11 protein-coding genes and 1 pseudogene are annotated in these 12,253 nt (G+C 35.2%); 11 read left to right on the plus strand and 1 reads right to left on the minus strand.

Annotation, left to right across the window (positions count from 1 at the left end; all coding sequences use genetic code 11):
- Positions 1-94 precede the first annotated feature (94 nt).
- From EW028_RS05505 to EW028_RS05535, 7 genes are all read left to right on the plus strand, one after another.
- Positions 95-421, plus strand: a complete 327-nt coding sequence (locus EW028_RS05505; protein ID WP_048395856.1) for an ArsR/SmtB family transcription factor — start codon at positions 95-97, stop codon at positions 419-421.
- Positions 414-1,472 (plus strand): ACR3 family arsenite efflux transporter, encoded by a 1,059-nt coding sequence (gene arsB / locus EW028_RS05510; protein ID WP_131520190.1) that lies wholly within the window; start codon positions 414-416, stop codon positions 1,470-1,472. Before EW028_RS05505 ends, arsB begins: the two co-directional genes overlap by 8 nt.
- 12 nt (positions 1,473-1,484) lie before the next feature.
- A complete protein-coding gene (gene arsC, locus EW028_RS05515) occupies positions 1,485-1,901 on the plus strand; it encodes an arsenate reductase (thioredoxin) (protein ID WP_131520191.1) in 417 nt (138 codons plus the stop codon).
- Between the two features lie 45 nt (positions 1,902-1,946).
- A complete protein-coding gene (locus EW028_RS05520; protein ID WP_048395860.1) occupies positions 1,947-2,168 on the plus strand; it encodes a hypothetical protein in 222 nt (73 codons plus the stop codon).
- A gap of 96 nt (positions 2,169-2,264) precedes the next feature.
- Positions 2,265-3,617, plus strand: a complete 1,353-nt coding sequence (locus tag EW028_RS05525; RefSeq protein WP_131520192.1) for an NAD(P)-binding domain-containing protein — start codon at positions 2,265-2,267, stop codon at positions 3,615-3,617.
- A gap of 57 nt (positions 3,618-3,674) precedes the next feature.
- Positions 3,675-4,157: a GNAT family N-acetyltransferase gene (locus tag EW028_RS05530; protein WP_131520193.1), complete on the plus strand. Its 483-nt coding sequence runs from the start codon at positions 3,675-3,677 to the stop codon at positions 4,155-4,157.
- A gap of 1,075 nt (positions 4,158-5,232) precedes the next feature.
- Positions 5,233-5,706 (plus strand): DinB family protein, encoded by a 474-nt coding sequence (locus tag EW028_RS05535; RefSeq protein WP_131520194.1) that lies wholly within the window; start codon positions 5,233-5,235, stop codon positions 5,704-5,706.
- 608 nt (positions 5,707-6,314) lie between these two features.
- On the opposite strand, the gene EW028_RS05545 is transcribed toward EW028_RS05535, so the two are convergent.
- Entirely contained in the window at positions 6,315-7,184 is an 870-nt protein-coding gene (locus EW028_RS05545) for a LysR family transcriptional regulator (protein WP_131520195.1), read from the minus strand.
- 91 nt (positions 7,185-7,275) lie between these two features.
- On the opposite strand from EW028_RS05545, the gene EW028_RS05550 reads away from it, so the two are divergent.
- From EW028_RS05550 to EW028_RS05565, 4 genes and pseudogenes are all read left to right on the plus strand, one after another.
- A complete protein-coding gene (locus EW028_RS05550) occupies positions 7,276-8,463 on the plus strand; it encodes an MFS transporter (protein ID WP_131520196.1) in 1,188 nt (395 codons plus the stop codon).
- 1,051 nt (positions 8,464-9,514) lie between these two features.
- Positions 9,515-10,151 (plus strand): annotated as a pseudogene (locus tag EW028_RS05555) (FadR/GntR family transcriptional regulator).
- A gap of 21 nt (positions 10,152-10,172) precedes the next feature.
- Positions 10,173-11,021 carry an acetyl-CoA carboxylase, carboxyltransferase subunit beta gene (gene accD / locus EW028_RS05560; RefSeq protein ID WP_131520197.1) on the plus strand — a complete coding sequence of 283 codons (849 nt, stop codon included), beginning with the start codon at positions 10,173-10,175 and terminating at the stop codon, positions 11,019-11,021.
- Positions 11,014-11,970 (plus strand): acetyl-CoA carboxylase carboxyltransferase subunit alpha, encoded by a 957-nt coding sequence (locus tag EW028_RS05565; RefSeq protein WP_131520198.1) that lies wholly within the window; start codon positions 11,014-11,016, stop codon positions 11,968-11,970. Before accD ends, EW028_RS05565 begins: the two co-directional genes overlap by 8 nt.
- The last annotated feature ends 283 nt before the right edge of the window (positions 11,971-12,253 follow it).

Consider the following 12,253-nt stretch of genomic DNA (forward strand, 5'->3'; position numbering starts at 1 on the left):
TATAGTTATATACGAATTAATTCACCTTTCTTTAACGAGGTGATTTTATTTAAAATAATATATAAGCAAATAATTATATAAGGAGTGCAGATAAATGGAAAATACACTAATTGAAAAACAACTAAAAGCAGCTGCAGATTTAAACCGCATTAAATTACTTGCATGCATGAAGAATGGGGAGGTATGTGTATGTGATTTTGTAGATGTTCTCGGAATATCGCAACCAGCTGTTAGTCAACATTTACGAAAGTTAAAGGAGGCAGGCATTATTACGGAACGAAAAGTAGGGACTTGGAAACATTACCGTTTAGTAGAGGATCAAACGCCATTGATGAAGGGCATCTTAGAACAAATTCAGCCTTTAAAGGGTTGCAACTGTGGCACAGATTGTTGCCATGTAGGGGGAAATATAAATGAGTAATGATTCTTTAACCAAGCAGCTTTCTTTTCTAGATCGTTACCTTACCTTATGGATATTTGTTGCTATGGGAATAGGTGTTTTATTAAGTTTAACAATGCCTAATATTGGAGAAGCATTAGAGGCCATGTCTATTGGCACAACATCCATACCGATTGCTACCGGGTTAATTGTCATGATGTACCCACCATTAGCGAAAGTAAAGTATGAAGAAATGTGGCGTGTGTTTAAGGATTGGAAAGTGCTTTTACTTTCTCTTTTTCAAAACTGGTTACTCGGACCGTTCTTAATGTTCTTTTTAGCCATCATCTTCCTGCACGATTATCCAGAGTATATGGCTGGACTGATTATGATTGGTTTAGCTCGTTGTATTGCAATGGTGATTGTATGGAACGATTTAGCACGTGGAGACCGTGAATATGTAGCTGGTTTAGTTGCGTTTAACTCCATCTTTCAAATCGTGACTTATTCAATTTTTGCTTACTTTTTCTTAAATGTATTACCTGGTTGGTTTGGTTTAGAGAATTTCCATGTATCCATTTCTATGTGGGAGATTACTAAGAGCGTACTTATATACTTAGGTATCCCGTTTGCTGCAGGGTTCCTTACACGATGGATAGGGATTAAAGCAAAAGGGAAACAGTGGTATGAGGAAAAGTTCTTACCGAAGATTTCACCACTGACTCTAATTGCACTGCTGTTCACGATTGTGATGATGTTTGCCTTAAAAGGTGAGCAATTAGTTGAACTACCATTCGATGTAGTGCGAATTGCTATTCCATTATTTATTTACTTTGTGATCATGTTTGTTGTGTCATTCTTCTCTTCCCGTAAAGTTGGGGCATCTTATCCTATCACAGCAGCTCTTTCTTTTACAGCTGCAAGTAACAATTTTGAGCTAGCGATTGCGGTTGCAGTGGGTGTGTTTGGCCTGCATAGTGGCGTGGCATTTGCTGCTGTTATTGGTCCACTTGTAGAAGTACCTGTTCTCATAGGACTTGTATGGGTTGCCCTACGTTGGCAGAAAAAATACTTTAAAACCATTAAATTATAAGGAGCAATTACTATGACAAATACACTTTATTTCCTATGTACAGGGAACTCATGCCGTAGTCAGATGGCTGAAGGATGGGCAAAGAAATTACTACCTACCAATTGGACAGTTAAAAGTGCGGGTATTGAAGCACATGGTGTAAACCCGAATGCTATAAAAGCGATGGCCGAGGTAGGCATCGATATTTCGAATCATACATCAGATGTAATTGATACTGAGACATTAAACAGTGCAACGTTAGTTGTCACGTTATGTGGGGATGCAGCAGATAAATGCCCGATGACACCTTCTCACGTTCGTCGGGAGCATTGGGGATTTGAAGATCCTGCGAAAGCGACAGGTACAGATGAAGAAAAATGGATTGTATTCCAAACTGTACGTGATGCAATTGGAAAACGGATTGAGCAATTTGTAGCTGAGCAGCTGTAATACTTCTGTTAGCAATTATTCAATCTGTTGAATGGAGGATTAAAAATGACAGTAAATCATGCTAGCGTATTAACAAAAGATTATTTTATCGCCTATTTAAAGTTAATTATGAATAGTAGAGACTACACTTTGAAACAGGCTAAAGAGTTCGCTTTTGATTTCTTCTTTAAAGGAGATATGGATCGTTACGGCACTTCGACATGTTTGCAATTTGAAAAAGCCATAAAAGAAATTGATAAAACAATGTGTGAAATTGAAATTTTTTAATTACAAAGTTTACAACGTCTAGCTAACTGCTAGGCGTAAAAAATATATTTTATATAAGGGAATGCTTATATAGAGAAAATAGAGGAGAAATTAATGATGAAAACACTTAAAATAATCAACCAAAATGGATCTTGTTGTACTACTAACGCTATTGAAGTCCAAGAGACTGTTAATAATTCCAATAAGAATTTACCGATTGTCATAATTGGTGCAGGTCCAATTGGATTAGCTGCAGCTGCTCATTTAGTGGAGCAAAAGCAAGCATTTATTTTACTTGAGGCTGGGCATGAAATAGCACACAATATTCGTACATGGGGGCATGTTACATTATTTTCACCATGGCGTTATAACATCAATAAAGCTACTAAATCATTATTAGAGGGGTCTGATTGGATAGAACCTAACTTAGAAACAATACCTACGGGGCATGAATTAATAGATCTTTATTTAAAACCTTTAGCAGAGTTAACACAAATAAAACCAAATATCCGATTGAACTCAAAAGTAGTAGGTATATCAAGACAATTAAATGATAAAATGAAATCAAAAAATCGATTCAATCAGTCCTTTAATATATATGTTGAAAAAGAGGATGATATCGATATTATTGAGGCGAAAGCAGTTATTGATGCAACAGGAACATGGGGAAATCCAAACCCAGCAAATTCTACAGGTGTATGGCTGCAAAATGAAAAAGCATTAGCAGATCACATTGAGTATGGTATTCCAGATATAAATACGAACCCTAAGAGATATGCAAATAAGAAGGTTGCTGTCATTGGTGGTGGTCATTCAGCGATCAATACCTTATTAGCTTTGGCTGAATTACAAAAAGATAATCCTGCAACAAAGCTTGTGTGGATTATGCGTAAAAAATCTGTAGAAGAGGCCTATGGCGGTGAGGAAAAAGATGCGTTGGCAGCACGTGGCGCACTGGGTATTCGCATCCATGAGTTAGTAGATACAGGAAAGATTGAGGTAGTAACACCTTTCTATATTTCACAAGTGAAAAAAGAAGAGAATATCCATATTGTAGGTACTAGAAATGGAGAACAAAAAGTACTTACAGGATTCGATGAACTTATTGTTAATGCAGGAAATCGACCTGATTTTACCATGAACAATGAATTGCGTTTATCTATCGATACAGCTACAGAAAGTGTGCAAGCATTAGCGCCCTTAATTGATCCTAATGAGCATAGTTGTGGCACAGTAAGGGCGCATGGAGAAGAAATACTACGACAACCAGAAAAGGACTTCTATATTGTCGGTGCAAAAAGTTATGGACGTGCACCTACATTCTTAATGGCCACAGGTTATGAACAAGTTCGTTCTATAACAGCCTATTTATCAGGAGATGAAGAAGCGTCGAAACGTGTGGAATTAGAATTACCAGAAACAGGCGTATGTAGTGTTAATCTTGTCAATCAATCCAATACATGTTGTTAAAAATTTGACTGTTAGCGCAAGCTAGCAGTCCTTTTAAAATACCAAGGGGGAAATGGGATGGACAAACTTATTATTCGTAAAATGGAAAAGAAGGATTTACAAGAGGTATTAAAGATTTATAAAGAGGGAATCGAAACAGGAATGGCAACTTTTGAAACAATAGTGCCAAGTGAACAGGTATGGGATGAAAGACACCATGCGACCTTGCGTTTTGTAGCAGAAGAAAACAATAGAGTAGTTGGTTGGATTGGTATTTCGCCCGTCTCTACACGCGCCGTTTATTCTGGAGTGGGAGAAGTTAGTGTTTATATATCAAGTGATCGTAAAGGCATGGGTATTGCCTCAAAGCTACTTAAAATACTAATTGAAGAGAGTGAAAATGTAGGGTTTTGGACACTCCAATCATCCATCTTTGCTATCAATTCATCAAGTATCCAATTACATAAAAAGATGGGCTTTCGAATTGTTGGTACAAGAGAAAAAATTGCTCAATTAAATGGGATATGGCATGATACAGTTTTAATGGAAAGAAGAATGTAACTTCGAAATAAAGTTACGTGTGCAAGATTCACAAATTAGAATAAAGTAAATTCATGGGTAGCCATTGTAGTTTTATAAAAAAGATTGATCATTTAAAACAAAGTTCGATTAAAAATCCTGTGTTGATATGCGGGAGTTTTTTGTTCAACAAGCGGGCCAGATTGTTGATGAACGTTTTCAATAAAATTGGATATTATTGTTGAAATCATAGAATAAGATTATGAAGTTTCTTACTTAAACTAACAGAGCAGGATAGCTAATGAATATCTAGGGGTTACTTCTAAAAAGGAGTAATCTAAATGAAAAATCCATTCTTAATTAGTTTGATTGTGTTTATATTTTGTTCAGTTTTTCTATGTTATTAGTAAGTCCTGTTTTTTCACAAACTACACCTTCAGATAAAAATGAATAATTACATCCCGCAAATAAGGAAAAAGTTATTAATGAAACTGTAGATGAATTTTACCAGGCATTAAGAGACCTAAAATATCCTATTCATCAGGATGTTAATCAAAGATATAAGCTGAAGCCAAAGCAACAGCAAAGGTATTTGGATACTGTTCTTTTTAAAGAAATACCTGATGCATCTGTAAATGTAAGAAAGAAATTATTGTTTAATTAGGTAGAAAGTTTAAATTATATAACTTTCGATGGAAATATTCTTCGTACCTATCCTGATATTGATATTAAGTACTATTAGCCCCGATAGGCAAGTTTATTTCTTTTATTCCTTTAAAGACACTGAAAAAGAATTTAGAGGTAATTATGCAATTTATGATGTTAAAACAAAAGTAATGGTAGCAGGTGGAAGTACTTATATGCAAAAGCTCAATAAAGGGTTGTGCTCGTCTAGTTAAACTAACAGTAGCGATAGTTCAACTAGCTATAAGCGATCTTAGACATATTTTAGTTATTACGTTAAAGTGTACGATTGTTCAATAGAACAGTCGCTTTATACTAACGGAGCAGGTTAGTTTAATAAATTTTCGTAAAATTCAAGGATTCTTACCCAATAAAAAAGAATATATATTTATTAAAATTTTAAAAAGCGTTACTTGAGAAAGGAGATACTGAATTGGAGGATTTAATAAAGGAGTACAGCTTAGGATACACAATGATTTGGGATGCCATCGAAGGATTAACAGAGGAGGAGCTTCGATACAAACCCGCACCAAACAAATGGAGCATTCATCAAATTCTCATACATGTAACGGATTCCGAGATTTCAGCCACACCTAGGCTAAAAAAAGTATTGGCAGAGGATGAGCCAATACTGGTCTCATTTGACCAAGATGCATGGGCGAATACCTTGAGTTATGATTTATTGGACCGTGAACAGTATTTGCATCTTTTCAAATTGTTACGTACTAGTATGCAGCCTATTTTGGACAATCTAACGAGTGAACAAAGCAGGCGAGTGGGGATTTACATAGATCAGGAACGGTTCACATTTAAGCAATTACTTGAATTTCGCGTACAACATGTTCGCGACCACCTTGATCAAATTGAACGGGTAAAGAATTCATATCGAGAGAAACAACCAAATTAAACGAATATTATTTAAATCACAGCAAAGAGGGAACAACATGTGCTTTTTATAACGGGTTAAATTAAAGAGTATTCCTCGAAGATATGTAATGAACAAACATAGAAAACTGGCTTGAATGGTAATCGCTATGAACTATGGGGGACGGAAAAAGGGTTTTTAATAATGAAATTTCTTACATGGGGTGTAATTGGAGCTGCTATCTTGGGTATAACAAGAGGTTGCAAAGTGGAAATCTTCAGCAATTCACAAAAAATATATCGAACAAATTAAATTTACAGAACACGCAACAAATGATGCATCCTCTACAACAAATGGCACAACCAATGCAGCAAATGACTCAGCCTTTCTGAATAAAGTATGTACTTATTGAACAATCGGGCGCTTTTCTGAAAAAAGGAAAGCGTCTTTCTTCATGAAAAGGGCCCAATTATTGAAAAACATTTTTTTATGAAAGGTTCCAAAACGGCGCTTTGGGACGTTCCACTACACTTTTTAGGTGTTTTTAATAAATCTAAAAGGCTATACATAAAAAAATTCCTTTTTTTCCTTTTATCATGAGTTACATGAATAAAGGAAGTTCTATTTTGAAACGTAATCGCTCCAAATGTTCACTTAAAAACATTTTTTGCCACATGGAGAAATTCCTTAACTGCAGGAGAAGCATTTACAATAGAATGACAGGCAAGTGCTACTTCACGGCTGTTTTCAATATTTAGTTTGCTGATTTTTATGTTTTGCTGTGTTTTTAAGTATAATTCTGGACCTATCGTAACGCCAAGTCCTTCCTGTACCATATTAGCGATGGTTGTACAGTCGTGTACTTCAAAAAGAATAGATGGTTTAATTTGCGCTTCTGCAAATAATTCCTCAACATGTGATTGGTACATCCCTGTTGGCATAATAAAGGATTCATCCATTAAATCATTCATTTCTACAATTTCTTTAGAACGGAAATGATGAGCAGAGTGATAAGCGACTACCATCTTGTCTTTAATCAAAGGAACCAAATCGTAATTTGAGCTTGATTTTCCTTTTACTACAAATCCAATGTCAATAATGCCTGAACTCAACCATTCCGTAATTTCCTCATAGGTTCCTTCATAAAATTTAAATTCTATTTTAGGATGCTTTTTCCGGAATTTTGCAAGTAATTTAGGCAATAGGCAGGAAGAAGCACTTGCAAAAGTGCCGATACGAATTATACCTGTTTCCAAGCTTGTCATAAGTGCAATTTCTTGATTAATGACTTCCACTCTTTTCAAGATTTCTCTGATATGCGGCAGAATTTTTTGTCCCATTTCTGTAAGTGTTATTCCTTTTTTTCGATCACGAATTAATAAAGAAACTCCCCATTCAGATTCTAAACTCGCAACTGCATGGCTCACGGCAGATTGAGTCATATTTAATGTTTCAGCAGTTTCTGTAAAGCTTCCTAGCTCGACTACTTTTGCAATGATTTCGTAGCGCACAATAGTCATGAGTAATTACTCATCTCCCTTATCAAAAACATCAATTTTACTTATGTTAACATGGAACTTAAAATAAAAACAGCAGTTCAAATATAAGGAGATGTACAAATTGAAAAATAATATAAATCAACTAATCATCATACTTTTAGCTTTAGGAGCTTTTGTAACAGGAACAGCAGAGTTTGTTGTTTCTGGAATTTTAGAACTGATTTCTTTTGAATTAGATGTTTCAATTTCAATAGCTGGCCAGTTGATTACGATTTATTCTTTATCTTATGCTATTGGAGCATTGGTATTGGTCATGCTAACGTCTAAATTTGACCGTAAAAAAGTGCTTTTAAGTGCCATCTCTATATTTATTCTAGGAAATCTAGTTGCATTTTTCAGTTATAATTTCGTCATTCTTATGTTATCCCGAGTCATTATGGCAATGAGTGGAGGGCTGTATATTGTTGTTGCCACCAATTATGCCGCTCAAATTGCAGTTCCAGAAAAAAGAGGTAGTGCAATGGCAACAGTCATTACAGGTTTCACTGTTTCATTAGTACTTGGAGTGCCTATTGGAACATTTTTAGCTGGACATTTTGATTGGCACTATATTTTCTTGATCATTGTGCTTGGTACAGTTTTTTTAATGATAGGTCTTTATAAATTATTACCAACTATAAAAGGAAACCAACCGCTGCCATTTACACAACAGCTACAAATAATGAATGATAAACGAGTCCTAACTGGTTTAATGACAACGATTTTTTGGATTTTAGGTTATACGATGGTGTTTGCCTACATTGCTCCATTATTAAGTCATACTGCTGGTTTTTCTATAGAAATGACAAGTATCGCATTATTTATTTTAGGCACATTTGCTTTTATTGGCTCACGCTTTGGAGGATATGCGGTAGATAGATGGGGACCTAATCGAACAATAACATTAAGTTTATGTGTTCATATCATCTCTTTATTTGTACTAGCATTTACACAGTATAGGGCAGTGGGTGTATTTGTCACACTAGCTTTTTGGGGAGTAGCAACTTGGACAACGACACCAGCAAAGCAGTTTTATCTGATTTCACTAAAACCACAATCCTCTGAAACAGTACTCAGTTTTAATACCGCCTTAATGAATGTGGGAATGATGCTAGGCTCTGCATTAGGAGGAATCATTATTCAATATAATAATATAGAAAATTTAAGCTGGATTGGTGGATTATTCGTAATACTCGCACTTATTTTTATCAGATGTTCTTTCTACCTAAATAAAAAAGTTATGAAGCACCATCGACTTTAATGAATTAAAAAGTAATTTCTAAACTCAACTGCCTTGATATTCAGGGAATATTAGGTATTGTTTATATTGAAGAAATAACTGATTTTACTAAGGAGACTATTTCAGTAATTGGAGATGAAGTTTTGTTAATGGTTTTTTCGATGTTTTTAAACACTTATAGTACTGAGACAATTAATAAGATTCAATCTAGTATAACTGAACATTCAACAGTTCAAGAAATACAAAAAAATTATCGTAAATCTAAATCAGATTATTTACCTTATGATTTAGGGATATTAGTAATGGAAGTTATATAAGATTTGGGAAAAGCCGACAATCTAGACTATTCAAGAAACAAAAATTTCTAAAAATACAATAGTTGAGGTAATAGAAAGAAAAAAATAATTGGGTAAGAGTGCAAATAGAAGAAAATAATAGCTGTTTAAATGGATGGATAGAGGAGTTAAAAATTAAAAATTGTTGATTGATATTAAAAATCTAAATAGAATACTTAAAAATCAGAACTGTCCTTTAAAGTTCCAAACTTTCTAAGGGCAGTTTCTTGTTTCAAAAGCTCTTTTTTAGAATTTAATCATTACTCATTTTTAATAAACAACAAAGCAGCAAGGAACGGTTTCTGTAACCTTATTCCCGCAAGTTTTTCCTCTTGTTCAGGAGCTTTTACTAGAAGATGAATTGCTTTACATTGAGAGAACGCTTGAAAAGCGCTTTGGTAGACCTCAAGTGAAAATAAAATATGCACAAATGACGAAAAGAATATGAAATTGAAGGGAATTTTAGAAACTGCATAAATTTTTATGCAGTTTTTTCTTTACTTTCAAATAATTATTTTGTAAGATAAAGCCAACTTCAAAAGTGGCCAGACCACTTTTGAATTCATTCAGTAAGAGACGCCATCATCTGAAGGTGGTGGATTTTGTTTCTTTTTAGTAGGTATCCAAACACCTACTGAATGAAGATGAAGCCTTTGGATGCATTGTTTATATGCGCGAAAGGAAAGCGACAGCAATAATTATTCCAAGGCGAATAGATTGACCGAGGAGTTGATCGTATGGATAAAAAAACCGAACAAAAGAAAGTGTTTTTAGATATCGTCCAACAATTACGACAACTTATTAAAATAGAAAAAATACAGGCTGGTGAAAAGTCACCTTCCGAAAGAGTCCTTTCAGAACGTCTAGGTGTCGGGCGATCCTCTGTGAGAGAGGCATTGCGAAGTTTAGAGCTATTAGGTCTTATTGAAACGAGACATGTGGAAGGACGTTTCGAGCTTCTACAAAAGCATCAGCTCGTAGAAATATTGTCGATGTTTATATTAGAAGATGAAAAATAAAAAAGGATGCGAATTAACGCGACAAATTCATGATAAGGAAGCCATTCGCGTTATAAGTTGTACAGAGACTCTGCGAACACTACCAGTGTGGGGCAGTTTTTTTGTAAAGCTAGAGATAGAAAGTACGATTTATTGTCGGGATGTTTAACGAGAAATAATCATCACGTCAGGAAATCGTCTTTCACTAAAAGTTTGGTTTCAGTTAGCAGTTTATGCCAGTGACCGTTTAAATCGAAACTCAACAGAAGAAGAAAAATTAATCATTCAAACTATGTTGAAATCGATACAGCTTGGCTATGAAAAAGAAGCATTAAAAGCTTACCAACAGTGGATGAATGCTGAACAAGGCATTTAGACAACAAAGGGGGAGTAAAACATGGTAGTACGTAGCTTATTTAGTAAAAAGAAAGAGGACAGACAGGAAATGGGATTTCCAGAAGGACTTATGACAAAATGTCCAGAATGCCGTCACATTCAGTTAACAAAGGAATTAGAAAAAAATCATAAAGTGTGTACAAAATGCGACCATCATTTCAAAATGACTGCACAGGAGCGCGTAGCATATCTCTTAGATGAAGGTTCATTTGTTTCAATGGATGATCATTTACAAACAAGTAATCCACTTAATTTCCCTGATTATGTAGAAAAAATTTCAGTGGCTAAACAACAAACGGAATTAAGCGAAGCTGTACTGACTGGGTTAGGTACTCTTGATGGAGAAGAAATTGTTGTAGCCATTATGGATTCTCATTTCCGTATGGGCTCAATGGGCTCCGTTGTAGGAGAAAAAATCACACGTGCCGTTGAAAAAGCTATTGAATTACGTGTACCGGTTATTATTTTTACTGCTAGTGGTGGAGCGCGCATGCAAGAAGGTATTCTATCATTAATGCAAATGGTAAAAACGAGTGTGGCATTAAAACGTCATAGTGAAGAAGGACTATTATTTATTTCGATCATGACGCACCCTACATACGGTGGCGTTTCAGCAAGCTTTGCCTCTGTTGGAGATATTAATATTGCAGAACCGCAAGCATTAATTGGCTTTGCTGGTCGCCGTGTAATCGAAGAAACATTAAGAGAAAAATTACCAAATGATTTCCAAAAGTCAGAGTTTTTACTAGCGCATGGTCAGCTTGATGCAATTTTCCATCGAAAGGATTTACGAAACCAAGTAGCAATACTTGTAAAAATGCATACAAAAGGCGGTGTGCAACATGTCTAAAAATTTAGCTTTTGAAGAACCAGTCGTACAATTACGAGAAAAAATTGATGAATTAAAAACGATTGCTACAGAGGCAAATGTAGACATGACAGGCGAAATCGAAAAGCTTGAAACACGTCTAACACAGCTAGAACAATCTATTTATGTCAATATGAAGCCATGGGATCGTGTACAGGTTGCTAGACATCCAGAACGACCAACAACTTTACAATATATAGAAGCGATGTGTGAAAACTTTATTGAGTTACATGGAGATCGTGCATTTGGTGATGATGCAGCTATTCTTGGAGGAATTGCTCTCTTTGAAGGACAGCCCGTAACAATTGTTGGACATCAGCGCGGAAAATCAACTAAAGAAAATATTCGACGAAATTTTGGTATGCCACACCCTGAAGGATATCGTAAGGCATTACGCTTAATGAAGCAAGCTGAGAAATTTAAGCGCCCAATTATTTGTTTTATTGATACAAAAGGAGCCTATCCGGGTAAGGCAGCCGAGGAACGCGGCCAAAGTGAAGCCATTGCTAGAACTCTCTCTGAAATGGCGATTCTAACAGTACCAGTTATTAGTATTGTTATAGGGGAAGGCGGAAGTGGTGGTGCCATAGCATTAGGGGTAGCTAATCGCGTCTTTATGTTAAAGAACTCAACGTATTCGGTTATCTCGCCTGAAGGGGCTGCATCGATCTTATGGCGAGATGGTAGCCTAGGGAAGCAAGCTGCAGAAGCAATGCGGATAACAGCACCTGACTTAAAAGAGCTTGACGTTATTGATGGAATAATCCCTGAAATAACGGGTGGAGCACACCGCAATGTTGTGAAGCAAGCATCTTATATAAAAGAATGTATAAGCGTCACACTAAAAGCATTAAATTCTCTAAATGGCGAACAATTAATTAAAGATCGCTATGAGAAATTCAGAAAGATTGGACAATATACAGAAGTTTAAATTCATTTTTAGGTTATTGGACATGTGAATTTGTTCGTAAAGAGATAAAAAATATTTCCTAAATAAATTAATATCCTAATGAATGATGGAAGAAAAAAGAGTTGTAGTTTGTAAAAAAGATTGAGCATTTATAATAAAGTTCGATTATTTATAATATAGTTTGATAAAAATAACTTCGCATTTAAATAAAACCCACGCATTTTGATCAAACTTTTTTCAAAATGCGTGGGTTTCTTCTATTATAAAATCAACTATAAAATCAACGATTGCAACAAACTTTTAA

Origin of the sequence: Lysinibacillus sp. OL1, from assembly GCF_004332175.1 — a bacterium.
Classification (GTDB): Bacteria; Bacillota; Bacilli; order Bacillales_A; family Planococcaceae; genus Lysinibacillus; species Lysinibacillus capsici.

Excerpts from the sequence above, each read along its gene's own strand:
- EW028_RS05505 (WP_048395856.1), top strand. The coding sequence starts at position 95 with ATGGAAAATACACTAATTGAAAAACAACTAAAAGCAGCTGCAGATTTA.
- arsB (WP_131520190.1), top strand. The coding sequence starts at position 414 with ATGAGTAATGATTCTTTAACCAAGCAGCTTTCTTTTCTAGATCGTTAC.
- arsC (WP_131520191.1), top strand. The coding sequence starts at position 1,485 with ATGACAAATACACTTTATTTCCTATGTACAGGGAACTCATGCCGTAGT.
- EW028_RS05520 (WP_048395860.1), top strand. The coding sequence starts at position 1,947 with ATGACAGTAAATCATGCTAGCGTATTAACAAAAGATTATTTTATCGCC.
- EW028_RS05525 (WP_131520192.1), top strand. The coding sequence starts at position 2,265 with ATGAAAACACTTAAAATAATCAACCAAAATGGATCTTGTTGTACTACT.
- EW028_RS05530 (WP_131520193.1), top strand. The coding sequence starts at position 3,675 with ATGGACAAACTTATTATTCGTAAAATGGAAAAGAAGGATTTACAAGAG.
- EW028_RS05545 (WP_131520195.1), bottom strand. The coding sequence starts at position 7,184 with ATGACTATTGTGCGCTACGAAATCATTGCAAAAGTAGTCGAGCTAGGA.
- EW028_RS05550 (WP_131520196.1), top strand. The coding sequence starts at position 7,276 with ATGTACAAATTGAAAAATAATATAAATCAACTAATCATCATACTTTTA.
- accD (WP_131520197.1), top strand. The coding sequence starts at position 10,173 with ATGGTAGTACGTAGCTTATTTAGTAAAAAGAAAGAGGACAGACAGGAA.
- EW028_RS05565 (WP_131520198.1), top strand. The coding sequence starts at position 11,014 with ATGTCTAAAAATTTAGCTTTTGAAGAACCAGTCGTACAATTACGAGAA.